Here is a 24,633-nt window from a genome sequence, read left to right as displayed (position 1 = left end):
CCGTGTGGAGTTCGCGGCGCAGAGCGGGTGTCAGCCGCGCCGGCCGAATTCGGCTTCCTGCGCGGTCCAGCCGGCGACCCTGTCGCTAAGCGACAGCCCCAGGCCCGGGCGGGTCGGCACCAGCATCCGCCCGTCACGGGTTTCCAGGCGTTCGTTGAACAGCGGCTCCAGCCATTCGAAGTGTTCCACCCAGGGCTCGGTGGGGTAGGTGGCGGCCAGGTGCACATGCAATTCCATGGCGAAGTGCGGCGCCAGCATCACGCCGGCCTGCTCGGCCAGCGCAGCCACCTTGAGGAAGGGCGTGATACCGCCCACCCTTGGCGCGTCGGGCATCAGGAAGTCGGCACCGCGCAGACGAATGAATTCCTGGTGTTCGGCAATGCTGGTGAGCATCTCGCCGGTGGCGATGGGGGTATCGAAGGCCGCGGCCAGGGCGGCGTGGCCCTCGGCGTCGTAGCAGTCCAGCGGTTCCTCGATCCAGATCAGGTTGAATTCCTCGAAGCGCCGGCACATCCGCTGGGCGGTGGGTCGGTCCCATTGCTGGTTGGCGTCGACCATCAGCGGGAAGCTTTCGCCCAGGTGGCGGCGCACGCGGGCGACGCGCTCAAGGTCCAGGGCGCAGTCGGGCTGGCCGACCTTGAGCTTGATGCCGCCGATGCCTTTTTCCCGGGAAAGATCGGTGTTCACCAGCAACTGCTCCAGTGGCGTGTGCAGGAAGCCGCCGGAGGTGTTGTAGCAACGTACCGAGTCGCGCTGGGCGCCCAGCAGGCGCGCCAGGGAAAGGTTGGCGCGACGGGCCTTGAGGTCCCAGAGGGCCACGTCGAAGGCGCCGATGGCCTGGGTGGCGATGCCGCTGCGACCCACCGAGGCGCCGGCCCAGCAGAGCTTGGTCCAGAGTTTCTGGATGTCGCTGGGATTCTCGTCGAGCAGCACCGGGGCGATTTCCCGGGCGTGGGCGAACTGGCCCGGGCCACCGGCGCGCTTGGAATAGCTGAAGCCCAGGCCACGCTGGCCGTCGCGGGTCTCGATCTCGACGAAGAGGATGGCGATCTCGGTCATCGGCTTCTGCCGGCCGGTGAGCACCTTGGCGTCGCTGATGGGGGTGGCCAGCGGCAGGAACACGGAAGCCAGACGGACCCAGGCGATGCGGTCCTGGTCGGCGCTGTAGGAGGTGTCGGTCATGGGGAAAGTCTCCGGGGTGAGGGATCAGGGGCGGGTGGCAGGCAGGGCGGTGTCTGTGGTGGCGGATGGCTCGTCGTTGAGCTCGCCCAGGTCCAGGCGCTTGAGCGGGCCGACGATGACCAGGTAGGAGAAGGCGCCGAGCAGGCCCATGGCGGCGACGTAGGTGAGGGCCACGTCGAAGGAGCCGAGCTGGTTGATCATCAGGCCGATGGCCAGCGGGGTGACGATGCTGGCGATGTTGCCGCAGAAGTTGAAGATGGCCCCGCTCACGCCCATGGCGCGCTTAGGCGAGACGTCGCCGACGATGCACCAGCCGAGGTTGCCCACGCCCTTGGCGAAGAAGGCGATGGACATCACCAGGGTGACCAGGGCGATGGACTGGGTGTAGTTGGCCACCACGATGCTGCTGGAGAGCAGCAGGCCGACGATGATCGGCGTCTTGCGCGCGGCGGTGAGGCTGTAGCCGCGGCGCAGCATGCCGTCCGACCAGAGTCCGCCGAGAACGCCGCCCAGGCAGCCGGCCACCGGCGGGATGGCGGCGATCAGGCCGACCTTGAGCATTGTCAGGCCCTTGGCCTCGACCAGGTAGGTGGGAAACCAGGTGAGGAAGAACCAGGTGATGGTGGTCAGGCAGAACTGCCCCAGGTAGATGCCCAGCATCATGCGATTGCCGCTGATGGCCTTGAAGGTGCGCCAGCTGAAGGGCGCCCGGGTGTCGCCCAGGTCGGGCAGACCGCCGCCGGCCTCGATGTGGTCCAGCTCGCTCTGGCTGACCCTTTTGTCGTGCCGGGGCTCCTGCACGGTGGCGAACCACAGCAGGCCGATGAGGATGCCGGCGCCGCCCGTCCAGAAGAATACGTGCTCCCAGCCGAACTGGTTGAGCAGGATCACCATCAGCGGCGTGAACACCGCCAGGGCGAAATACTGCGCCGACTGGAAGATGGCGGTGGCCAGGCCGCGCTCCTGGCGCGAGAACCACATCACCGTGAGGCGATTGTTGGCCGGAAAGGCCGGCGACTCCGCCACCCCCATCAGAAAGCGCAGCACGAACAGAGCCAGTAGTGCCGAGGAGAAGAATTCGACGTAGCCCTGCAGGAAGGTCAGCGCCGACCAGAGAATCAGGCTGGCGCCCAGCACCAGGCGCGAGCCGAAGCGATCGAGCACGATGCCGCCGGGAATCTGCATGGCGGTATAGGCCCAGCCAAAGGCCGAGAAGGCAAGACCCATGGCCACGGCGTCGAAGCCGAGGTCGTGACGCATGGCCGGTGCGGCGATGGAGAGGGTGGCGCGGTCGACGTAGTTGAATACCGTGACCAGGAAAATCATCGCCAGGACCAGATAGCGGACGTGGGTCCGCCGCGACGGAGCGGTGGGGTTGCGCATTGTTATTGTCCTTTTCAGCGGGCAAAGCCGGCGGCGAGGCCAGCACCTGCAGGAGGACGCTAAGCTGATTACGCAATCATTCAAGCGTCAGCGCGTGCTCTCGCGCATGACCAGTTCGAAGCCGGTATCCCGTCGCAGCCGTGTCTCCGCGCCTGCCAGCCGGGCGAGCAGGGCCTCCGCGGCCTGGGTGCCCATCTCGGCGCCGCGCACGTCCACGGTGCTCAGCGCCGGGATCAGATGGGCGGCGCTGGCCAGGTTGCCGAAGCCCATCACGGCCAGCTCCTCCGGGACCCGCAGGCCGCGCGCATGGGCTTCGGCCAACGCCCCGTGGGCGAGGGTATCGGAGCTGCAGACCACCACCTCGGGGCAGGCGCCAACGTCGAGCAGGCGGGCCAGGCCCTGGCGACCCAGTGCCGGGGTGGCCGGCGGTGGCAGGCTGACATCGGCTGGCGCGGCCAGGCCCTGGATGGCCAGTTCGTCGCGTAAGGCATCGCGGCGCAGCCGTCCGCGGGGATCGTCCAGGGTCAGGCTGGCGAAGTGGCGATAGCCGCGCGCCAACAGCGCCCGGGCGACGGCCTGGCCTACCGCGACATGGGAAAAGCCCACCAGCATGTCGAGCGGCCGCTCGCCCTGGTCCCAGCACTCCACCAGCGGAATGCCGGCCTGGGACAGGCGTAGTCGGCTGGCGGCCGTGTGCAGGGTGCCGGTCAGCACCATGGCATCGGGGCGGCGGCGCAACAGGGCATCAAGCAGCTGCTCCTCGCGTTCGGTGGAATAGTCGGTCAGGCCCAGCAGGGTCTGGTGGCCGGCCTCGGTCAGGGTCTGCATGAGCGCCTGCACGGTGTCGGCGAAGATGGAATTGACGATGGTGGGCACCAGGATGGCGATCAGCCGACTCTCCTGGGGCGCGCTGCCTGTGGTGAGCATGGCCGGCTGGTAGCCGCTCTCGCGCACCGCGCGAAAGACTTTCTCACGCAATGCCGGGCGGACGATCTCCGGCTGGTTGAGGGTGCGCGAGACCGTGATCGGCGAGACCCCAGCCAGGCGCGCCACGTCCTTGAGGGTCGGCGGCTTGCCATCGGGGCGGCCAGGCCAGGGCGAGGTGTTGCGATCACCGGACAAGAGCGACTCCGCGACAGGAGAGGAAAGCCTGATTCTGCCGAGTCATACGATGACTCTCAAGGCAGACCAGCCACATACGTACAAGCCAGACCCCGGGCGCGCTGGCTAGCCTGGGCTTCCTTCTCGAAGCCTGGCAGGTGCCCCTTGGAAATCGTCCTCTATGCCTTCAGCGTCATCTACAGCCCTGGCCCGGTAAACGCCCTGGGCCTCAATGCCGGTTTGCGCGGCCAGGCCCGCCGGTCGCTAGGGTTCTATGCCGGGGTGGGCTGCGCCATGCTGGTGCTCTTTCTGGCGCTGGGCTATGCCGGGGCGGTCGTGGTCTCGGGGGCGCTGCTGCCGTGGCTGGCGCTCCTCGGCGGTGGCTATTGCCTGTACCTCGGTTATCGCATCGCCCGGGCCGCGCCGCCGACGGCGGAGGGGGAGGGCGCCGCCACGCGGCTGACCTTTGCCAGCGGCCTGCTGATCCAGGGCCTCAATCCCAAGGCGTGGCTGGCGGTGCTGCCCATCGCCACGGTGATGTTTCCGGCGGCCCAGGTGACCGGGGGCAAGATCGCCTTCTGGTCGCTGCCGCTGGCGCTGTCGGCCTGCGGCGCCCCGGCGAGCTACGCTTTGCTCGGGGCGCTGCTCGGGCGCTACCTGGTGCGGGGACGCGGCTTTCGCGCGGTGAATCGGCTGCTGGGCCTGAGTCTGGTCGGCTGTGCCCTGCTGTTGTTCCACGACGCCTGGCGCGGTCTGCTAGGCTGAGCGCCGGAGGAGTCGCCATGAGCAGCCAGATCGAATTGCCCGGTGCCACGGATTGGGTGAGGCACGCCCCGGCCCATGCCGAGCTGGAGTCCATCGAGGCCTTCTTCAGTGGCCATGCGTTCGACCCCCATCGCCATGCCACCTATGCCATCGGCCGTACCCTGGCCGGTGTGCAGAGCTTTTCCTATCGCGGCGCCCGGACCAACAGCCTGCCCGGCGAGACCATGATCCTGCATCCGGACGAGGTCCATGACGGGCGTGCCGGCGCTGCCGATGGCTTTCGCTATCGCATGCTCTACCTGCCGCCGACCCTGGTGCAGGACATCCTGGGTGGACGGCCCTTGCCCTTCCACCGCGAGAGCGTCTCCCGGGACCCGCGCCTGGCCCGAGCCACCGAGGCGGTGTTCGCCGCCCTCGACGCGCAATCCGATGTCCTGGCTCGCGACGACGCCCTCTATGGCCTGGTCGCGACCCTGGCCGAGGTCTGCCAGGCCTGGCCCAGTCGCGGACGGGTGGACTTCGCCGCCGCGCTGCGTGCGCGGGAATACCTGGAGGATCATCTGGACCAGGCGGTCACCCTCGACGACCTGGCCCGCTGCGCCGGTCGGGATCGCTGGAGTCTGACCCGGGATTTCCGTGCCTACTTCGGCACCAGTCCCCATCGCTACCTGACCTTGCGCCGTCTCGACCAGGTACGGCTGCAGGTGCGCCTCGGTCGGGGGCTGGCCGAGGCGGCCGTTGCCGCCGGCTTCTATGACCAGAGTCATATGACGAAACATTTCCGCCAGGCCTTCGGCGTGGCGCCGGCGCGCTGGTTTCGGGGGCTGGCGGGAGCACCCGGCGCCACTGTGCTGGCTGGCGTATCCGACCCTTAGCGCCCCAGCGATTGGTGCGGTAGCACACAGCGGCATGCGCCCTTCCCGCAGCGTCGCCAGCGAAACGATCACGGGCGAGGGCAGTCAACCTGTGCGCACTTCATGAACAGGAGCCCTTTTATGACCGGCCAGGGAGAATCCGCCGCTCGTCCCACCTTCAGTCCTCCGGTCTTCTGGACCTCGACCTTGCTGCTACTCGTGCTGGTGCTCTATGCCAGCCTGTTCCAGGCCAACGCCCAGTGGCTGTTCGCCGCCATCCAGGGCTGGATCATCACCAACCTCAGCTGGTTCTACATCCTCGCCGTGGCCATCATCCTCGGCACCGTGGTGTTTCTCGGCATGAGTCGCTATGGCGACATCAAGCTCGGCCCGGACCATAGTGAGCCGGACTACGCCAACACCACCTGGTTCGCCATGCTGTTTTCCGCCGGCATGGGCATCGGTCTTATGTTCTTTGGCGTCGCCGAGCCGGTGATGCACTTTCTCAACCCGCCCTATGCCGATGGCCAGACGGTGGACGCCGCGCGCCAGGCCATGCGCATCACCTTCTTCCACTGGGGCCTGCACGCCTGGTCGATCTATGCCATCGTCGCCCTGATCCTGGCCTACTTCAGCTATCGCCACGGCCTGCCGCTGACCCTGAGATCGGCGCTCTATCCGCTGATCGGCGAGCGCATCCATGGGCCCATCGGCCATGCCGTGGACATCTTCGCCATCATCGGCACGGTGCTGGGCGTCGCCACCTCCCTGGGCTTCGGCGTCTCGCAGATCAACACCGGGCTCAACGTGCTGTTCGGCGTGCCGGTGTCCACCCCGGTGCAGATCGGCCTGATCGTCGTCACCACGGCGCTGGCCACCCTCTCGGTGGTCTCGGGGCTGGACAAGGGCGTCCGGCGGCTGTCGGAGCTCAATCTGGGCCTGGCGGTGCTGCTGATGCTGACCGTGGTCATCCTCGGCCCCACGGTGCTGATCCTGCAGACCTTCGTCGAGAACACCGGGGGCTATCTCAGCGAGATCGTCAGCCGCACCCTCAACCTCAACGCCTATCGACCCACCGACTGGATCGGCGGCTGGACGCTGTTCTACTGGGGCTGGTGGCTGGCCTGGTCGCCCTTCGTCGGGCTGTTCATCGCGCGCATCTCGCGCGGGCGGACCATCCGCGAATTCGTCTCCGGCGTGCTGCTGGTGCCGGCCGGCTTCACCCTGCTGTGGATGACGGTGTTCGGCAACACGGCGATCCACATGATCCTCACCGAGGGCATCACCGATCTGGCCGCCGCGGTATCCCAGGACAGCTCCCTGGCGCTGTTCGCCTTCCTCGAGCACTTCCCCTTCGCCAGCGTGATCTCGCTGATCGCCATCGTCATGGTGGTGGTGTTCTTTGTCACCTCCGCCGATTCCGGCGCCATGGTGGTGGACATGCTGGCCTCCGGCGGCCAGGACCAGACGCCGGTCTGGCAGCGGGTGTTCTGGGGCGCCAGCATGGGGCTGGTGGCCATCGCGCTGCTGCTGGCCGATGGTCTCAAGGCCCTGCAGACCGCCACCATCGCCAGTGCCCTGCCGTTCACCCTCGCCCTGCTGTTCAGCATGCATGGCCTGCTCAAGGCCCTGAAGCTGGACGCCACCAAGCGCGGCCTGCGCCATCAGTCGCTGAGTCTCACCCCGCCCACCAGCCGTACGCCGGGCGGCTGGCAGCGCCGCCTGCGCGGTCTGGCGATGTTTCCGCGGCGCAGCCACGTGGTGCGCTTCATCGGCGAGGTGGCCAAGCCGGCTTGCCTGGCGGTGGCCGAGGAGTGGCGCAAGCAGGGCTATGTCTGTGGCGTGGAAGACCGCGAGGATGGCGGGGTGCGGCTGTATGTCGGTCCGGCCGAGCAGCCCGAGTTCGTCTACCAGGTCAGACCCCACGCCTACGCCATGCCCAGTTTCGTCATGGGCAGCGAGCCGGGGGAGGAGCGCAAGTACTTCCGCGCCCAGGTCTATCTGCGCGAGGGTGGCCAGGACCATGACGTCATGGGCTGGTCCCGCGAGGACGTCATCGGCGACATCCTCGACCAGTACGAGCGCCATATGCATTTTCTGCATCTGGTGGGCTGAGAACCTATCCACGATCTGCTGCGCGTCGGCCAAACTGCGTTAAAAACGCCTTCGGAATGCTCATTTACCACTTGTAAACTCCGCTTCCTCAGGCGTTTTTGCCTTGTTTGTCTCTAGCTCGCGAGATCGTGAACAGGTTCTGAAACGAAAAAGCCGGGCGCAGTGCCCGGCTTTTTCCTGTCGCGACGCTCGGGTCACCTCACCCGGAAGCGCCGGACCACCGCGATCAGCTGCTCGTTGGACGACTGCACCGCCGCGGTACTCTCGGCGGTGCGCTGACCGCTGGTGACCAGGTCGTCGACGATATGGCGCACGGCAACCATGTTCTGGTTGATCTCGCCGGCCACCACGCTCTGCTCTTCGGCCGCTGCGGCGATCTGAGTTGAGAGATCGCTGATGCGCACCACCGAACCGCTCATCTCGTCCAGGCCTTCGGTGACCTCGCGGGTGCGCTCGGCAGTGCTCTGGCAACTGGCCTTGGTCATTTCCATGGCCGCGACCGCGGAACTCACCCCCTGCTGCAACCGGTTGAGCATCTCGTTGATCTCGGCGGTGCTCTGCTGGGTACGGCCGGCCAGGGCGCGGACCTCGTCGGCCACCACCGCGAAGCCGCGACCCTGTTCGCCGGCCCGGGCCGCCTCAATGGCCGCGTTGAGCGCCAGCAGGTTGGTCTGACCGGCAATCCCGCCGATCACCCCGAGCACGTCGTTGATGCGCTGGGCATCGCTCTGCATGGCCTGCACCTTGAGGGTGGCGTCTTCCACCTGATCCACCAGGGCCAGCACGCTGGCCGAGGCCTGCTGGACCACCGCGCGGGAACGCTCGGCCTGGCCGTTGGCGGCCTGGGTGAGGGTGGCGGTATCGCTGGCACTGCGCGCCACGGAGTCGGAGGTGGCGCTCATCTCGGTGATGGCGGTCACCGCCTGGTCGGTCTCGCTGGCATGGCGGGCCAGGATGGCACCGTTCTGCTGGGCCTGGCCGTGCAGTTGCTTGAGACCGGTGTCGATGCGGTCGGTGGCGTCGCCCACCTCGCCGATCAGCCGCTGCAGATAGCCGATGAAGCCGTTGACCGCGCCGGCCACCGCGTCCACCTCGTCCTGGCCGTGCACCGGGATGCGCCGGGTCAGGTCGGCGTCGCCGGCGGACAGGGATTCGATGTTGCGTTGCAGCAGGCCCAGGCGACCCATCAGCTTGCCGAGCGCCAGCACCATGATGCCTACCAGCAGCAGGACCAGCGGCAGCTGGATCGCCGCCAGGGTCTTGAGGATACCGGTGTTGGTCGCCGCGATGAGCGAGGTGGGCAGCGCCGTGGCCAGCAGCCAGGGGGTGCCGGCCAGCGGGCGCAGGAAGAAGGTGTGGGGCGTGCCGTGCTCGTCGACATAGGTGTCGCGCACCACGGCCTCGCCCTTGAGCTTGCCGAGGTTCTGCTGGATGGCGGCGACGAAGGGCGAACGGGTGGCATAGGCCGAGACGTTGTTCAGGATCTGCGAATCGCCGAGTTCGCTGAGGTTGCTGAGGATCTTGCCGTCGGCCTCGACGATCATCATGTCGGTGTCGTCGAGTTCCTTGCGCAGGCTGTCCACCAGGGGGTTGAAGAAGCCCAGGGTGAGGTCGATGGTCGAGACGCCAAAGGCCTTGCCGTCGCGCTGGATGGCCATGGCGCAGTTGGTGCGCGGCTCGGCGCTGGCGGCGTCCTTGTAGGCGGCGGCCCAGACGCACTGGCCGGCGGGAGCCTTGAGGCCAGCCTGGAACCAGGGTTGCTCCCAGTAGTTGAGCGACTCGGGGGAGTTCCAGTGCGTGTTGACGATCAGCTTTCCGCCGGCATCGCGGTGATAGAAGGTGCTGAACTTGTCGCGACCCTGCTCGCGCTGGTTGGGCAGCGGCCAGATGCCGCCGCCGAACACCTTGGCATCGCCGTACTGGTCCACCAGGCCGGGCAGCACCCGGTCGATGGCGGCGCTGTCCAGCAGCGGCACGGTCTGGGTGATGGAGCGCTGCTGCGCCTGGATCTGGTTGAGTTCGCGATAGATGCGGGTGCCCACCTCGTTGACGCGGGTGAGCACGGCGGATTCACCGGCGGCGACCAGGTCCGGCGTCACCCACAGGCGAATGCCGATGACGGTGGCCGCGAGGGTCGCGCCGATGAAGCCGAGGAAGATCAGGGTGTAGCGGGTCCGAATGGTGTTCAAGGCCATGGTGTCGCTCCTGCGGTTACAGCGTCGTTCACGCTGCGAAAGGCATCCTTGGCGGTGTTCTGAACGAGGATGTCAGAGCCTTATCGGCGTCTGACGTGTGACCTTTAGTCGCAGGAGGCGCGGGATATCGGGACGCGAATCCAGTCGCGCCGTGACCTGGCAGCCGCTTTCCGGTCAGAGGATTGCGCCGTGCGGCGATCAGGGTCGCACGGTGCGGATTTCGCCCTGCCAGGCACCGGCGACCTGCCGGACGATCACCAGGCAGGGACCGTCGCCTGGCGCCGCGACCAGGCACCCGCCATCGGCCTGCCAGAAGGCGCTGCGGCCCACGCAGGCATAGCCGCCGGTGGGCGCGCCGTGATTGGCCAGGAGCACCAGCATGCCCAGGCGTCGGGCATGGCCGGCCAGGCGCGCGCTGTCGGCGGGATAGCCGGTCGGACCTATCACCGCCGAGGCCAGGTAGAGATCGGCGCCGCGGGCATGGGCGCCATCGGCATGGGCCTCGTGATTGCTGTCGGCGCAGATGGCCAGGGCGGCCTTCAGCCCGCGCACCTCCAGCAAGTCCCCGCCATCGCCGGGCACGAAGGGCGGCGCCTCGCCCGGATGCAGGTACTCCTTGGTATGGACATGGCAGCGGCCATCGGCGCCCAGGATCAGCGCGCCGATCTGCAATCCCGCCACGCCCCGCACGGGCGCTCCGACCACGGCCGTCAGCCCGGCCGCGCGGCAGGCGTCTCGCAGCGGCAGCAGGCGCGCATCGCTGCTTTCCAGCGTCAGCCCTGCCGCCAGGGTCGGCTCATAGCCGGTCAGGGACAGTTCCGGAAACAGCAGGAGCTCCACCCCGACGTCGGCAGCCGCGGTGATGAAGTCGAGATGGGTGCGCAGATTGGCGGCGAGGTCGCCGGCGAGCGAAACGGATTGGGCGGCGGCCAGGGTAGGGGTGGGCATCGAGACTCCAGGGAAAGCGGCGGCGCCCGGGAGAGCGGGCCCGGCCATCGCTGTGGGGAGGGCGTCCGGCAGGGGAGGCAGGGCTATGCCGGCTTTAGCTGAACAGGCTGGGTTGCCTCCTGGTTATACCGCTATCGCTACCTCTCAGTATTTGGCCGGGAGGCGCCTCGCTATAGTCGGGCCGTCTATCAATTTCAAGAATAACAGGACGGGTCATGGCGATAATCAACTATGTAACGGAGATCCGCTTCGGCGCCGGCTGTGCGGCCGAACTGGCCGACGTCAACGCCCGGCTGGGCTTCCAGCGGCCACTGATTGTCACCGATCGGGGCGTGGTGGCCGCCGGTCTCATCGAGCAGCTGGTGGAGCAGAATCCCCTGGCCGCCTACCAGGTGTTCGACGCCACCCCGGCCAATCCCACTGAGGCCGCCACCCGCGAGGGCGTCGCCTGTTTCCGGGGTGCGGACTGCGACGGCATCATCGCCGTCGGTGGGGGTTCGCCCATCGACCTGGCCAAGGCCATCGCCGTGTCCGCGCGCCATCCCGGACCGCTGAAACAGTTCGCCGTCATCGAGGGCGGCCTGACGCGGATCACCGCGGCGACGGTACCCATCGTGGCCATTCCGACCACGGCCGGCACCGGCAGCGAGGTGGGACGCGGCGCCATCATCATTCTCGACGATGGCCGCAAGGTCGGCATCCTCTCGCCCCATGTCATCCCGCGGGTGGCCATCTGCGATCCGCTGCTGACGCTCAGCCTGCCGCCGCACCTGACCGCCGCCACGGGCATGGACGCAGTGGCCCACTGCATCGAGACCTTTCTCGCGCCCGGCTTCAATCCGCCGGCCGAGGGCATCGCCCTGGACGGCCTGCGCCGGGCCTGGCGCCATCTGGAACTGGCGTTCAACGAGCCCACCAACCTGGAAGCCCGTACCCAGATGCTCAGCGCCTCGCTGCAGGGGGCGCTGGCCTTCCAGAAGGGGCTGGGCTGCGTGCACAGCCTGAGTCACTCACTGGGCGGCATCGATCCGCGGCTGCACCATGGCACCCTCAACGCGGTCCTGCTGCCGGCCGTGGTGGCCTTCAACCGGAGCGCCGAATCGGTGGTCCGCGACGAGAAACTCGAACGCCTCGCCCAGGCCATGGAACTGCCGCCGCGGCTGTCGGTGGAGCAGGCGCTGGCGCACAAGGCCGAAGCCCTGCGGCTGCCGACGGGGCTGGCGCAGATGGGGGTCGACAAGGGACTCATCCCGCGCATCGTCACCGGCGCCCTGGCCGATCACAGCCACCAGACCAATCCCCGGGAAGCCTCGGCGGAGGACTATGCCGACCTGATCCAGGCCTCGTTCTAAGGCCCCGACTTCCCTAGCGGCAAGCCCTTCCGCTGCAGTGCCATCCGCCGTCCTGCCCTGCGCCTCGACTCGTTCCGGGCGGGTAGTGGGCTGCGGATGACCGACAGCCGTTCTGCAAGACCCTCGCGACAATCACAACAATTAAAGGACGCGAAACATCATGGCCCATCCCAGTACCGCCGCATCCCCGGTGCAATTCGATCCGCTCTATCGCAAGGTCGCCTGGCGCGTGTTGCCGCTGCTGCTGCTCGGTTACATCATCGCCTATCTCGATAGGGTCAACGTCGGCTTCGCCAAGCTTGCCATGCTCAGCGACCTCGGCATGTCCGATGCGGCTTACGGCCTGGGCGCTGGTATCTTCTTTATCGGTTACTTCCTCTTCGAGGTCCCCAGCAACCTGATGCTGCATCGCGTCGGCGCCAAGCTGTGGATCGCCCGCATCATGATCACCTGGGGCCTGGTCTCGTCGCTGATGGCCTTCACCGGGCCCATTGCCCAGTTGCTGGGCATCAGCCACGAACTGACCTTCTATGGCCTGAGATTCCTGCTCGGCGTCTGCGAGGCGGGCTTCTTTCCCGGGGTCATCCTCTACCTGACCTACTGGTTTCCCGCGGCGCTGCACAGCCGCATGATGGCCATCGTCATCCTCGGCAATCCGGTGTCCTTCATCTTTGGTGGTCCGCTCAGCGGCGCCATCATGTACTACATGGGCAGCAACGGCCTACTGGCGGGCTGGCAGTGGATGTTCGTCATCGAGGCGGTGCCGGCCGTGGTGGTCGGGGTGGTGGTGCTCTGGCTGCTGGACAACGGCATCCAGGACGCCCGGTGGCTGAACCAGCAGGAAAAGGCCGAACTCACCCGGCGTCTGGCCCTGGAGGCCGCGGAAAAGCCGCGCATCGCCCTCAAGCGGCTGTATGCCCTGCCCATCATCTGGCTGCTCACGGTCATCTACGTCCTGCTGATGCTTGGCAACTACGGCATCAATTTCTGGGTGCCGACCATCATCAAGAACGCCGGGGTGGCCTCGGTCCTGGACATCGGGCTCATCACCGCCATCCCCTATGTGTTCGGCGCGGCGACCATGGTCTGGGTCACCCGCCAGGCCCAGCGCACGGGTAACCAGCGCGCCTATGGCGCCCTGATGTCGGTGCTGGCCGGGATCGGCCTGATCCTCTGCGCGGCCTTTCCCCAGCACCTGCTGCTGATGATCCTCGGTGTCGCCTTCGCCGTGGGTGGCAGCCTGAGCGCCATCGCCCTGTTCTGGGGGCTGCCCGGGGCCTTTCTGCAGGGCGCCGCCGCCGCGGCCGGCATCGCCATCATCAACTCCTTCGGCAATCTCGGCGGCTTCGCCGGGCCCTATCTGCTGGGGTTGCTGACCACGCTGTTCGGCTCGGCGCAGGTCGGGCTGATGCTGCTCGGGGGTTGCCTGCTGGGGTGCGCGGCGCTGATGCTGTGGGTGACCCGCCGGCCCGCGCCGTCGACTACCGGGCTGCTGGCCGAGTAGCCACGCCGCGCCAGCCGCGCCTTTCGAGCGGAAGCGACTATCCTTCGCTGCCGCTTTCCTTGTCAGTGAAGAGGACGTCATGGATCTGGTCAGCGAGTTGCACACCATCGTCGGGCGGCGCCATGTCCTGCAGGGCGACGCGGCGACCCGGCGCTTCCGCCTGGGCATCCGCTATGGCGGCGGGGCGGTGCTCGCCGTGGTGCGGCCCGGCACCCTGCTGGAGATGTGGCGCGTGCTGCAGCGCTGCCACAGCGCCGGCACCATCATCATCTGCCAGGCGGCCAACACCGGCCTGACCGGCGGCTCCACCCCGGTGGCCGAGGGCTACGACCGGCCGGTGGTGCTGATCAACACCCTACGCCTGACCCGCCTGGCCCTGCTGCGCCAGGGCGAACAGGTGCTGTCCCAGCCGGGTGTGACCCTGAGCCAGCTGGAGACGACACTGAAACCCCTGGGGCGCGAGCCGCATTCGGTGATCGGCTCGACCTGCATCGGCGCCTCCGTCACCGGTGGCGTTTGCAACAACTCTGGCGGCTCGCTGATCCGCCGCGGACCGGCCTTCACCCAGCTGTCGCTGTTCGCCCGCATCGATGAAGCCGGGCAGCTGCAACTGGTCAATCACCTGGGCCTGGCCTTGGGCGACACCCCCGAGGAGATCCTTAGCCGACTCGACGAGGGTCGCTTCGACGACAGCGTCGTGCAGGATCCGGCCGGGGCCATGGCCTCAGATCGCGAATACGCCCGCCATGTCCGCGACGTGGCCTCAGCCACCCCGGCGCGCTACAACGCCGATCCGCGGCGGCTGTACGAAGCCTCGGGTTCGGCGGGCAAGATCGCCGTGTTCGCCCTGCGCCTGGATACCTTCGTCGCCGATCGCAACACCCGGGTGTTCTACATCGGCTCCAATCGGGCCGCCGATCTGGAAGCCATCCGCCGGCACATCCTGGTCAACTTCGCCCAGCTGCCCATCGCCGGCGAATACATGCACCGCACGGCCTACGAACTCAGTCGTACCTACGGCAAGGACCTGTTCCTGTTTATTCAGCGCTGTGGTGCGCAACGGGTGCCCCAAGCCTTTGCCTGGAAGACTCGCTTCGATGCCCTGAGCGAACGCCTGGGCCTGGGTGCCCAGCTTGGCGATCGCCTGCTGCAACGTCTGGCGGCGCCCTTGCCGGAGCACCTGCCGGCGCGCCTCAACGCCTTTGCCGCGCGCTTCGAGCACCATCTGCTGCTGAAGATGGGCGAAGACGGCATTGACGAGGCCCGCGCCTATCTGCAGTCCTGGCTGCCCAGCGCCGACGCGGACTTCATCGAGTGCGACCTGGAGGAGGGCAACGCCGCCTTCCTCAATCGCTTCGCGGTCGGCAATGCCATGAATCGCTACCGGGCGGTGCACCGGGACACCGTGGAAGACATCCTCGCCCTGGACATCGCCCTGCCGCGCAACACCCAGGACTGGTTCGAGACCCTGCCGCCGGAGCTGGCGGAGCAGATCGAGGTGACCATGTATTGCGGGCACTTCTTCTGCCACGTGCTGCACCAGGAATACCTGGTGAAGAAGGGCCGGGACTGCGCGGCGCTCAAGCGTCGCCTGCTGGCCCTGCTGGAGGCTCGCGGCGCCCGTTATCCCGCCGAGCACAATGTCGGTCACCTCTACGCCGCGGCGCCGGAACTGGAGCGGCACTATCGCCAGCTCGATCCGACCAACGCCTTCAATCCGGGCATCGGGCAGCTGACGCGGCGCCATCGCTGGCAGGAGGACTGCTGCGCCGCGCATGCCGGCGATGCCATCGCCGCGGTGGCGAAGGCGGCCCGGGCGGAGACCGCGGAGACGAGTCGCACGTCCTGAGCGGTCGTGCGGGGCGGCTCAGTCTTTCTGCTGGATGGCGTAGAGCGATTCCACCAGCAGCGCGAACGCCGGATTCTGCTGGGCGCTGCGCCGCGAGACCAGCTCATAGGGCTCGCTGTGCGACCTCAGCTCCAGCGGCAGGCGGCTGACCAGGCCATGCTGGCAGACATAGTCCGCCACCTCGACCGACACCAGGGCCACCAGCCGGGGATTGCGGCTCAACAGCGAAAGGGTGGTCAGCGCCGAGGTGGTCTCGATCAGGTGCAGCGGAAAGGGCAGCTGCGCCTCGAAGAATTCGTGTTCCAGGGTGCGTCTCATGGGCATGTTGGCTCGATAGACCACCCAGCGACTGTCCGAGAGATCCCGCAACTCGACCCGCTCGCGCTGGGCGGCCGGATGGGCGGCGTGGGCGATGACCGCGAGGGACTCGTCCTTGATGACCAGGGCGTCGTAGCTTTCCGGCCGCTCGCTGACCGACAGGCGACAGATGGCCGCGTCCAGCCGCCCCTGGTCGATCAGGCCGAGCAGGGTCGTGCTGGTGTCTTCCACCACCTCGATGGACAGCCGCGGCTGCAAGTCCAGCAGCCGCGAGATGGCATGGGTGAGCAGGGGCACGGCGCCCATGATGGTGCCGATGGCCAGCTTGCCGCCGGAGCCGCTGGCGATGGCGTGGAGTTCGAGGCGCAGATTGTCCAGGTCGGCCTGGATCAGCCGGGCGAAGCGAATGGCGCAGGTACCCGCCGGGGTCGGCAGCAGGCCGCGATTGGTGCGCAGGAACAATTCCACTCCGAGGGCGGACTCCAGCTCTTTGAGCGCCTTGCTGGCGCCCGGCTGGGTGAGCCCCAGGCCTTCCGCGGCATTGAGCAGCGAACCCTTTTCCGCCAGAGCGATGAGCAGGCGCAGCTGCTTGGCGTGCAGGCGCGACATGATGGCGTTGAGGCTGGCGAGCTGCTTCATTGACCGACCGTTATACCGCGCTTGCTTATGGTTGATCCCGAGGGCTCTAGCCTAGAGCAAGTCGTTGCTTGCGTATAACGGACTGTAATAGGAGCGGGGCTTGATCGGCCGCGAGCCTGCCGCTACGAGGCGTGGTTCGATTCGTTGGGCTTCGGCGATAGAGCCGCCTCAACCCAACCTACGGGAACTCTAGGTTGGGTTGAGCGCCAGCGAAGCCCAACGGGTCGGACTCAGGGCGCGGAGCCTGTCCCTCACCCCAACCCTCTCCCGGAGGGAGAGGGGGCGGCTGGGGCATGAAGGGATGCGGCGGCATCAAAATGCAGGATTTTTACCCCCTCTCCCCTTGGGAGAGGGTTGGGGTGAGGGCCCGCAGGAAGGCAAGGCGGCATCGAGCTGCGCGCTTTTACCCCCTCTCCCTCTGGGAGAGGGCTGGGGTGAGGGCTGAGCCCCCTCAGAGCAGCGTGAAACGCCCCTCGCGCACCCGCTCCGAATCCAGGCCGACCATCACCCTGAACTCGCCCGGCTCCGAGACCAGCTTGAGGTCGTTGTTGTAGAAGCGCAGGTCCGCCTCGGTGATGGGGAAGTCCAGCTCGCGACTCTCGCCCGGTTGCAGCATCACCTTCTGGAAGCCCTTGAGCTCCTTGACCGGTCGCGCCAGGGAGGCGGTCACGTCGTGCAGATAGAGCTGCACCACGGTAGCGCCGGCGCGGCTGCCGGTGTTCTTGACCGTGACCCTGGCGGTCAGGGTATCGCCCTTCTTCAGGGTGGCGCTGGACAGCTGCGGCGCCGAGACCTCGAAGGAGGTGTAGCTCAGGCCGTAGCCGAAGGGGTAGAGCGGACCGTTGACGATGTCGAAGTAGCGCGAGGTGTACTTGTTCGGCTTGGCCGCATCGAAGGGGCGACCGCTGCTCAGGTGGTTGTAGTACAGCGGCACCTGGCCCACTTCACGGGGAAAGGTCATGGTCAGCTTGCCGGAGGGGTTGTGGTCGCCGAACAGCACATCGGCCACGGCGTTGCCGCCTTCGGTGCCGGGGAACCAGGCTTCCAGCAGGGCGTTGGCCTGTTCCTGCTCCCATTCCAGCGCCAGCGGGCGGCCGTTCATCAGCACCAGCACCAGCGGTTTGCCGGTGGCCTTGAGCGCCTTGATCAGCTCGCGCTGGGTGTCGGGCACGCTGATGCGGGCGCGGCTGGAGGCCTCGTGGGCCATGCCCTGGGATTCGCCGACCACGGCCACCACCACCTCGGCCTGGCGCGCGGTGGCCACGGCTTCGGCGATCAGTTCGCTGGCGCTGCGCGGATCCACGGCGACCGCCGGTTCGTAGGAGTTCAGGTAGGCCAGCACATCGCGGTCGTCCAGCAGGTTGGCGCCCTTGGCATAGAGCACCTTGCCCTGACCGGCCACGGCGTTTTCCAGGCCGCGGCGGATGGAGACGGCCTGGGCGGCCACGCCGGCGGCGGACCAGTTGCCCATGACGTCGCGCGGACTGTCGGCCAGCGGGCCGACCACCGCCAGGGTGGCGCCCTTGCGCAGTGGCAGCACGGCCTTTTCGTTCTTCAGCAGCACCAGGCTCTCGCGGGCCACCTGACGCGCCTCGGCGCGGTGCAGCCGCGATTCGGCGTTGGTGTCGGCCGGATCCTGGCCCTGCAGCCGGCGATAGGGATCGTCGAACAGGCCCATGCGGTACTTGGTCAAGAGCATGTCGCGCACGGCCTGGTCGATCTCGGCCTGGGTCACCTTGCCGGCGGCCAGCAGGGCGGGCAGCTGCTTGCCGTAGACGTCGTCGTGCATGTTCAGCTCGACGCCGGCCTTGAGCGCCTGTTCGGCGGCGTCGCGGGTGTCCTTGGCCACCCCGTGCAGCACCAGCTCGTTGATGGCGCCGTGGTCGCTGATCAGCAGGCCCTGGTAGTTCCAGTCCTTGCGCAAGAGGTCCTGCAGCAGCCAGCGATTGGCCGTGGCCGGGACGCCGTTGATGCTGTTGAGCGCCACCATCACTGCTCCGGCACCGGCCTCGGCGGCGGCGCGATAGGGCGGCAGGTAGTCCTGCATGAGTCGCTGCGGACTCATGTCGACGTTGCTGTAGTCACGGCCGGCTTCCACGGCGCCATAGCCACCGAAGTGCTTGATGCTGGCCATGAGACTGTCGGGGGCGCGAAGGTCCTTGCCCTGGTAGGCGTGCACCAGGGTGGCGCCGATGCGCGAGGTCAGCCAGGTGTCTTCGCCAAAGGTTTCCGAGGCACGGCCCCAGCGCGGCTCGCGGGTGACGTCGACGGTGGGGGAAAAGGTCAGGTTGAGGCCATCGGCCGCCGCTTCCAGGGCGGAGATGCGCCCGCTGGTGGCGATGGCGTCGAGATTCCAGGTGCTGGCCAGGCCCAGGTTGATGGGGAAGATGGTGCGCATGCCGTGGATGACGTCATAGGCATAGAACAGCGGGATCTTCAGCCGGCTGTGGGCGATCTGGTCCTGCATCTGGCGGATATCGGGGCGGGTCACGGTGTTGAACATGGCGCCCACCTTGCCGGCGCGGATGTCCGCCATGATGGCTTCCTTGGGATAGTCCGGCCCGACGCTCACCAGATTGAGCTGGCCGATCTTTTCCTCCAGGGTCATCTTCGCCAGCAGGGCGTCGACGTAGGCGCGTGCCGGATCCCTGTCCTGCGCCGGGGCGAGGGTGGCGCTGACCGCCAGTCCCAGGCCGAGCATGAGTGCGGTGAGGCGTGGTGCGTTCAACATCGTCCCCCAATTCCCTGTGCGTACTTTCTCGTTGTTCTTGGGCACCCTTGTGCCGAGGGGATTGTACAACCGCGACGCCGGGAAGCGGAGCCGTTGACGGCCGGCGGGCGAGCCGGTCGTCAGGGGCCTGGGAGAGGGGGCGAAGATCTAGAAACGCGGCTTGCGGGTTTCCCAGTCCGGCTGGTACTTGCGCATCTGGCGCACGTCGTCGCGGCTGCGGATGTCGATGGCGAGGAACTGCTCGTGCAGCTTGGCGAGCTGATCCTGGTCCAGCTCCACGCCCAGGCCGGGCGCATCGGTGATCGCCACGCAGCCATTGCGGATCGGCAGCTTGCCGCCCCGGATGACCTCTTCGTCCTCTTCCTGCCAGGGATAGTGGGTGTCGCAGGCATAGGCCAGGTTGGGCACCGCGGCGGCCACGTGGGTCATGGCCATGAGGCTGATGCCCAGGTGCGAGTTGGAGTGCATGGAGACGCCCAGGCCAAAGGTGTCGCACAGCCGCGCGAGGATCTGGGTGTCCCGGAGGCCGCCCCAGTAGTGGTGGTCGGCGAGCACGATCTGCACGCTGTTCTGGGCCACGCTGCGGCGGAATTCGTCGAAATCGGTGACCACCATGTTGGTGGCCAGGGGTATGCCGGTGCGCCGATGCAATTCGGCCATGCCGTCCAGGCCCGGAGTTGGATCCTCGTAGTACTGCAGGTCGTCCTTCAGCACCTCGGCGATGCGCAGCGACGTTTCCAGCGACCAGTTGCCGTTGGGGTCGATACGCAGCGGCGCTTCCGGGAAGGCCAGGCGCAGGGCCTTGATGCAAGCCGCCTCGTGATCCGGACCGAGCAGGGTGCCCGCCTTGAGCTTGATGCTCTGGAAGCCGTTCTCCTCGATCATCCGCGCCGCCTGGGCCACCACCTGCTCGGGGCTGATGGCCTCGCCCCAGCGATCGGGCGGGTAGGGCGCATCGATATGCTCGGCGTACTTGAGGAACAGATAGGCGCTGAAGGGCACCTCGCGGCGCACCGCACCGCCCAGCAATTCGACCAGGGGAATGCCCAGGGAGCGCGCCTGCAGATCGAGGAAGGCCACCTCGAAGGCGGAATAGGCGTTGGCCACCTGCTTGCTCGGATGGGAGCCGGGCGCCAGTTCGGCACCGGCCACCACGCCGCCGGCGAGGCCTGCGACGGTCTCCACCACCCGGGCGCGCAGGCCGTTGAGGTCCCAGGCGGAGAGGCCGACCAGGCTGCTTTCCATGGCCTTCAACACCGCCAGCACCGGGGCGTCGCCATAGCTCTCGCCGAGGCCGATGTGGCCGTTGTCGCCTTCCACCTCGATGATGGATCTCAGCGCATAGGGTTCGTGGATGCCGCTGGCGTTGAGCAGCGGGGCATCGCGAAAGGCGATGGGGGTGACGGTGATCCGTTTGATCTTCACGCTCAGACTCCTGGACTTGTAGTTGTGGTGGTCTTTGTCAGTCATCGTATGACTACCGGTCGGGATCTTCAACCGAAAGAAGTGCCATGACCCCGGCGGGATGACCGCATATCGCATCGGGGTTGCCCGCTCTGGTCGGGGCTGGATAAATAGCCAGCCGCCACCCTATTCGCACCTTTCGCATGAAAGCTCCGCTCGAAGATCCCCTCTACTATCTGCACAACTTCCAGCGGGTACTGGACTGGGTCGCCCTGCGCTATCCCGATCTGCTCGACGACCGCGAGCAGGCCTTCATCACCGCCTTCGCCGAGCTGCCGCAGCCCTCGCGGGCTCTGCTGGTGCGCCTGGTTATGCGCAAGGGCGAGGTGTTCCGTGCCAGCAAGCTGGTGTATGGCGAGATCGGCTGCCCCCGCGCCGCGGCGAGTCCGCTGGTGGAGCTCGGCTGGCTGCTGGCCGATCCGGAATTGCACCTGATCGAACTCTTCGCCCTGCTGCGCAAGGAAGAGCTGCTCGGCTGCTTTGGCAATCGCCTACCCAAGGCCGGGCGCAAGGAAGACTGGCTGGCGCGGCTGGAGGCCGAGCAGGCCACACCCCTGGCCTTCAGCGGCTGGACCGGCAGCGTGCCCGAGCTGGTGGCGGAGGGCGTCTGGCGGCTGACGCTGATGGACCTCTGCGATCGCCTGCGTCTGCTGTTCTTTGGCAACCTGCACCAGGACTGGACCGACTTCGTGCTGGCCGATATGGGTATCTTCCAGTACGAGACGGTGGCCTTCAGCGCCGAATCCCGCGCCTTCGGCCAGCGCCACGAGGTGGACGCCTACCTCCACATCCAGCGCTGCCGCCAGGCGCTGCGCGATGGGCTGCCGGCCGCCGAGCTGCTGCCGTTGCTGCCCGCCGAACGCTTCGCCAACACCTGGCTGGAATTGCGCCGCGGCAAGCTGCTCCACGAACTGGCGCAGCACCACGAACGCCTTGGCGAACTGGCCCAGGCGCAGGCGCTCTACGCCGCCTCGGCGCACCCCGAATCGCGTATCCGCGCCCTGCGCATGCTCGAACGGCTGGAGGACTGGCCCGCCGCCCAGGCGCTGGCGGAAGCCATCGTCGCCGCCCCGGCCCATGACGCCGAACGCCAGCAGGTGGCGCGCATCCTGCCGCGGCTGGTGCGCAAGCAGGGCGGCCCGCCCAACAAGCGCCGTCCGGCCAGCCCGGTGGAGCGCCTCGACTTCGAACTGGTCAACGACGGCCTGCGCCGGGTCGAGTGGCTGGTGCGCGAGCACCTGGGTTGCGACGAGGCGCCGGTGCACTACGTGGAAAACACCCTGCTCACCAGCCTGTTCGGGCTGCTGTGCTGGGACGCCATCTTCCTCGCCATCCCCGGCGCCTTCTTCCACCCCTATCAGCGCGAACCGGCCGACCTGCGTCTGCCGGGCTTTCGCGAGCGGCGGGCCGAGGCCTTCGCCGCCTGCCTGGCGCGCCTGGACGACGGCTCCTATCCCGCGGTGATCCGCGAGCGCTTCGCCAGCAAGCGCGGCCTGGCATCGCCCTTCGTCGCCTGGGGCATCCTCGGCAGCGAACTGCTGGACCAGGCCCTTGCCTGCCTGCCGGCGCGGCACCTGCGGCTGTGCTTCGAACGGCTGCTGGAGGATCCGGAAAACAACCGCACCGGCTTGCCCGACCTGATCCAGTTCTGGCCGGCGGAAGGCCGCTACCGGATGATCGAGGTCAAGGGCCCGGGCGACCGTCTGCAGGACAACCAGCGCCGCTGGCTGGACTTCTTCGCTGCCCATGACATCCCGGTCAGCGTCTGCCACGTGCAGTGGCAGGTGGCCGCGACCTCCGCATGAGCTATCGCATCGCCGTTCGCGCCCTCTGCGAATTCACCGCCAAGGCCGGCGATCTGGATCTCAGATTCACCCCGTCGCCCACCGCCCTGGAAGGCATCGAGGGCCACCAGCGGGTGGCCGCCCGGCGCGGCCCCGGCTATGAGCGCGAGGTCAGTCTGCAGGGCGACTTCGAAGACCTGCAGGTGCGCGGCCGTGCCGATGGCTTCGACGCCGCTGCCCAGCGTCTGGAAGAGATCAAGACCCACAGGGGCAGTCTGGAGCGCCAGCCGGGCAACCACCGCCACCTGCACTGGGCCCAGGCCAAGGTCTATGGCCATCTGCTCTGCCAGAGCCGCGAGCTGCCTGAGCTGACCCTGGCGCTGGTCTATTTCGACATCGGCACGGGTGCCGAGACCGTCTTCACCGAGCAGTGGACGGCGGCGGACCTGGCCGCGCATTTCGAACTCCAGTGTTCGCGCTTTCTCGCCTGGGCGCGCCAGGAGCTGGCCCATCGCGCCACGCGGGATGCGGCGCTGGCGACCCTGGCCTTTCCCCATCCCGACTTTCGCCACGGCCAGCGGCCCCTGGCGGAAGCCGTCTACAAGGCCGCCAGCGTCGGCTGCTGCCTGCTGGCCCAGGCGCCTACCGGCATCGGCAAGACGGTGGGCACCCTGTTCCCGCTGCTCAAGGCCATGCCGCGGCAGAACCTGGACCGACTGTTCTTCCTCGCCGCCAAGACCCCTGGCCGCGCCCTGGCCCTGCATGGCCTGGAGTCCCTGGCCGCGCCGGTGCGGGTGCTGGAACTGGTGGCGCGGGACAAGGCCTGCGAGCACCCGGAACTGGCCTGCCACGGCGAGTCCTGCCCGCTTGCCCGCGGCTTCTATGACCGCCTGCCGGCCGCTCGCGCCGCCGCCCTGGCCGAACCCACGCAGTTGACCCGGGCGCGGGTGCGGGAGACGGCCCTGGCCCATGAGGTCTGCCCCTATTACCTGGCCCAGGAACTGGCGCGCTGGAGCGACGTGGTGGTGGGCGACTACAACTACTACTTCGACGGCAGCGCCATGCTCCACGCCCTGGCCCAGACCCAGGAGTGGCGGGTCGGGGTGCTGGTGGACGAAGCCCACAACCTGCTCGACCGGGCGCGCGGCATGTACAGCGCCAGCCTCGACCAGCGTCGCCTGGCCGCCGGCAAGGCCGTGGCGCCGCCGGCCATCGCCAAAGGCCTGCAGGCGCTCAATCGCGAGTGGAATCGCCTGCACAAGGAGCAGCAGGTCGACTACCAGGTGCAGCCGGACTTGCCCGCCGCCTTCCTGACCGCCCTGCAACGGGTGGTGGGTCTGCTCACCGAGCACTTCGGCGAATCCGGGCAGCCGCCGGCGCCGGAGTTGCAGACGCTGTTCTTCGACCTGTTGCAGTTCATGCGCCTGGGCGAGACCTTCGGCGATCACTCGCTGTTCGATGTCACCCTGCTCAAGGGTCGCGGCAAGGCGCAGTCGCAACTCAACCTGCGCAACCTGGTGCCGGCGCCCTTCGTCGGTCCGCGGCTGGCGGCGGCGCATAGCTGCACCCTGTTCTCCGCCACCCTGATTCCCCAGCATTTCCACCGCGACCTGCTCGGGGTCCCGGCCGGCAGCGCCTGGGTCGACGTCGCCTCGCCCTTCGCCGCCGAGCAGCTGGAGGTGCGCCTGGTGCGGCTGTCCACCCGCTACGCCGACCGCGCCGCCTCCCGCGCGCCCATCGCCGCCCTGATCGCCAGTCGCTATCGCCAGCGCCCAGGCAACTACCTGGCCTTCTTCAGCAGCTTCGACTACCTCGACCAGGTGGCCGAGGCGCTGGCCGAGCTGGCGCCCGACGTGCCCCAGTGGCGCCAGTCCCGCGGCATGGACGAAGCCGCCCGCCAGGCGTTTCTCGAGCGTTTCCAGGCCGACGGCCGCGGCATCGGCTTCGCCGTGCTCGGCGGCAGCTTTGGCGAGGGCATCGACCTGCCCGGCGACCGCCTGATCGGCGCCTTCGTCGCCACCCTGGGCCTGCCCCAGCTCAATCCGGTCAACGAACAGCTGCGCCAGCGCCTGCAGCGGCGCTTCGGCGACGGCTATCGCTATGCCTACCTCTATCCTGGGTTGCAAAAGGTCATCCAGGCCGCCGGCCGGGTGATCCGCACCGTGCAGGACCGCGGCTGCCTCTATCTCATCGACGACAGATTCACCCAGCCCGAGGTCAGGGCGCTGCTGCCGAGCTGGTGGCAGGTGGAGGAGGGCGCGGTGCCCACGGGCGAACCTGCGCCGGCTTGAAGACTATCGCGGCCATGGGCCGCTCGCCGATGCAACTGATCCTATGGCACTCCGGTGTTTTGTTGATCGCGGCCATGGGCCGCTCCTACGATTACATCGAGCCTGTAGGAGCCACTGTCTTAGCCGTTATAGGGGTGCACCTGGTGTAGAGCCGTAGC

At 67.8% G+C, this 24,633-nt stretch carries 15 protein-coding genes and 2 pseudogenes; 8 read left to right on the top strand and 9 right to left on the bottom strand.

All coding sequences use genetic code 11. From position 1 onward, the window contains the following. Positions 1–30: 30 nt before the first annotated feature. The 3 genes from POR01S_RS12790 to POR01S_RS12780 form a co-directional block, all read right to left on the bottom strand. Positions 31–1,182, bottom strand: a complete 1,152-nt coding sequence (locus POR01S_RS12790) for an L-talarate/galactarate dehydratase (protein ID WP_042136239.1) — start codon at positions 1,180–1,182, stop codon at positions 31–33. Between the two features lie 24 nt (positions 1,183–1,206). Beyond that, on the bottom strand, positions 1,207–2,565 hold the full coding sequence (locus POR01S_RS12785) for an MFS transporter (RefSeq protein WP_042136237.1): 1,359 nt from the start codon (positions 2,563–2,565) through the stop codon (positions 1,207–1,209). A gap of 87 nt (positions 2,566–2,652) precedes the next feature. Further along, positions 2,653–3,687, bottom strand: coding sequence for a LacI family DNA-binding transcriptional regulator (locus POR01S_RS12780; protein ID WP_042136235.1), 1,035 nt, complete (start codon positions 3,685–3,687; stop codon positions 2,653–2,655). Positions 3,688–3,831: 144 nt separating this feature from the next. On the opposite strand from POR01S_RS12780, the gene POR01S_RS12775 reads away from it, so the two are divergent. From POR01S_RS12775 to POR01S_RS12765, 3 genes are all read left to right on the top strand, one after another. Continuing rightward, the gene (locus POR01S_RS12775; RefSeq protein ID WP_042136233.1) at positions 3,832–4,431 is read left to right on the top strand and encodes a LysE family translocator; all 600 of its coding nucleotides are present in this window, start codon (positions 3,832–3,834) and stop codon (positions 4,429–4,431) included. Between the two features lie 17 nt (positions 4,432–4,448). Continuing rightward, complete coding sequence (locus POR01S_RS12770; RefSeq protein WP_042136231.1) at positions 4,449–5,306, top strand: AraC family transcriptional regulator; 858 nt, start codon at positions 4,449–4,451, stop codon at positions 5,304–5,306. A 120-nt stretch (positions 5,307–5,426) separates the two neighbouring features. Next, the gene (locus POR01S_RS12765; RefSeq protein WP_027602507.1) at positions 5,427–7,400 is read left to right on the top strand and encodes a BCCT family transporter; all 1,974 of its coding nucleotides are present in this window, start codon (positions 5,427–5,429) and stop codon (positions 7,398–7,400) included. A gap of 194 nt (positions 7,401–7,594) precedes the next feature. On the opposite strand, the pseudogene POR01S_RS24320 reads toward POR01S_RS12765, so the two are convergent. The 3 genes and pseudogenes from POR01S_RS24320 to POR01S_RS12755 all read right to left on the bottom strand — a co-directional run. Beyond that, positions 7,595–8,167 (bottom strand): annotated as a pseudogene (locus POR01S_RS24320) (methyl-accepting chemotaxis protein); the annotation flags it as partial. 288 nt (positions 8,168–8,455) lie between these two features. Then, positions 8,456–9,595: pseudogene (locus POR01S_RS24315) on the bottom strand (cache domain-containing protein); the annotation flags it as partial. A gap of 198 nt (positions 9,596–9,793) precedes the next feature. Beyond that, a complete protein-coding gene (locus tag POR01S_RS12755; RefSeq protein ID WP_042136229.1) occupies positions 9,794–10,543 on the bottom strand; it encodes a carbon-nitrogen hydrolase family protein in 750 nt (249 codons plus the stop codon). Positions 10,544–10,758: 215 nt separating this feature from the next. On the opposite strand from POR01S_RS12755, the gene gbd reads away from it, so the two are divergent. The 3 genes from gbd (at position 10,759) to dld (ending at position 15,248) form a co-directional block, all read left to right on the top strand. Beyond that, a complete protein-coding gene (gbd, locus tag POR01S_RS12750) occupies positions 10,759–11,895 on the top strand; it encodes a 4-hydroxybutyrate dehydrogenase (RefSeq protein WP_042136227.1) in 1,137 nt (378 codons plus the stop codon). A gap of 160 nt (positions 11,896–12,055) precedes the next feature. Then, entirely contained in the window at positions 12,056–13,399 is a 1,344-nt protein-coding gene (locus POR01S_RS12745; RefSeq protein WP_042136225.1) for an MFS transporter, read from the top strand. Positions 13,400–13,478: 79 nt separating this feature from the next. After that, a complete protein-coding gene (gene dld / locus POR01S_RS12740) occupies positions 13,479–15,248 on the top strand; it encodes a D-lactate dehydrogenase (RefSeq protein ID WP_052382662.1) in 1,770 nt (589 codons plus the stop codon). An 18-nt stretch (positions 15,249–15,266) separates the two neighbouring features. Here the strand turns inward: dld and POR01S_RS12735 are convergent, their stop codons facing one another. The 3 genes from POR01S_RS12735 to POR01S_RS12725 form a co-directional block, all read right to left on the bottom strand. After that, on the bottom strand, positions 15,267–16,205 hold the full coding sequence (locus POR01S_RS12735) for a LysR family transcriptional regulator (protein ID WP_042136224.1): 939 nt from the start codon (positions 16,203–16,205) through the stop codon (positions 15,267–15,269). Between the two features lie 451 nt (positions 16,206–16,656). Continuing rightward, positions 16,657–18,936, bottom strand: coding sequence for a beta-glucosidase BglX (bglX, locus tag POR01S_RS12730; protein WP_052382661.1), 2,280 nt, complete (start codon positions 18,934–18,936; stop codon positions 16,657–16,659). Between the two features lie 147 nt (positions 18,937–19,083). Next, on the bottom strand, positions 19,084–20,361 hold the full coding sequence (locus tag POR01S_RS12725; RefSeq protein WP_027602514.1) for a glucarate dehydratase family protein: 1,278 nt from the start codon (positions 20,359–20,361) through the stop codon (positions 19,084–19,086). Between the two features lie 182 nt (positions 20,362–20,543). Between POR01S_RS12725 and POR01S_RS12720 the strand changes: the two genes are divergently transcribed. Together POR01S_RS12720 and POR01S_RS12715 are read left to right on the top strand one after the other, a co-directional pair. After that, positions 20,544–22,205 carry a VRR-NUC domain-containing protein gene (locus POR01S_RS12720; RefSeq protein ID WP_042136219.1) on the top strand — a complete coding sequence of 554 codons (1,662 nt, stop codon included), beginning with the start codon at positions 20,544–20,546 and terminating at the stop codon, positions 22,203–22,205. Continuing rightward, a complete protein-coding gene (locus tag POR01S_RS12715) occupies positions 22,202–24,475 on the top strand; it encodes an ATP-dependent DNA helicase (RefSeq protein WP_042136217.1) in 2,274 nt (757 codons plus the stop codon). The genes POR01S_RS12720 and POR01S_RS12715 overlap by 4 nt, the downstream gene beginning before the upstream one ends. Positions 24,476–24,633 lie beyond the last annotated feature (158 nt).

Origin of the sequence: Pseudomonas oryzihabitans NBRC 102199, from assembly GCF_000730625.1 — a bacterium.
Lineage (GTDB): Bacteria > Pseudomonadota > Gammaproteobacteria > Pseudomonadales > Pseudomonadaceae > Chryseomonas > Chryseomonas oryzihabitans.
Note: the sequence above shows the minus strand (reverse complement) of the source record. Positions and strands in the feature narration are given on the sequence as shown.

Bases quoted from the DNA above. Each gene is read 5' to 3' on its own strand.
- POR01S_RS12790 (WP_042136239.1), bottom strand. From the start codon at position 1,182: ATGACCGACACCTCCTACAGCGCCGACCAGGACCGCATCGCCTGGGTC.
- POR01S_RS12785 (WP_042136237.1), bottom strand. From the start codon at position 2,565: ATGCGCAACCCCACCGCTCCGTCGCGGCGGACCCACGTCCGCTATCTG.
- POR01S_RS12770 (WP_042136231.1), top strand. From the start codon at position 4,449: ATGAGCAGCCAGATCGAATTGCCCGGTGCCACGGATTGGGTGAGGCAC.
- POR01S_RS12765 (WP_027602507.1), top strand. From the start codon at position 5,427: ATGACCGGCCAGGGAGAATCCGCCGCTCGTCCCACCTTCAGTCCTCCG.
- POR01S_RS12755 (WP_042136229.1), bottom strand. From the start codon at position 10,543: ATGCCCACCCCTACCCTGGCCGCCGCCCAATCCGTTTCGCTCGCCGGC.
- gbd (WP_042136227.1), top strand. From the start codon at position 10,759: ATGGCGATAATCAACTATGTAACGGAGATCCGCTTCGGCGCCGGCTGT.
- POR01S_RS12745 (WP_042136225.1), top strand. From the start codon at position 12,056: ATGGCCCATCCCAGTACCGCCGCATCCCCGGTGCAATTCGATCCGCTC.
- dld (WP_052382662.1), top strand. From the start codon at position 13,479: ATGGATCTGGTCAGCGAGTTGCACACCATCGTCGGGCGGCGCCATGTC.
- POR01S_RS12735 (WP_042136224.1), bottom strand. From the start codon at position 16,205: ATGAAGCAGCTCGCCAGCCTCAACGCCATCATGTCGCGCCTGCACGCC.
- bglX (WP_052382661.1), bottom strand. From the start codon at position 18,936: ATGTTGAACGCACCACGCCTCACCGCACTCATGCTCGGCCTGGGACTG.
- POR01S_RS12720 (WP_042136219.1), top strand. From the start codon at position 20,544: ATGAAAGCTCCGCTCGAAGATCCCCTCTACTATCTGCACAACTTCCAG.
- POR01S_RS12715 (WP_042136217.1), top strand. From the start codon at position 22,202: ATGAGCTATCGCATCGCCGTTCGCGCCCTCTGCGAATTCACCGCCAAG.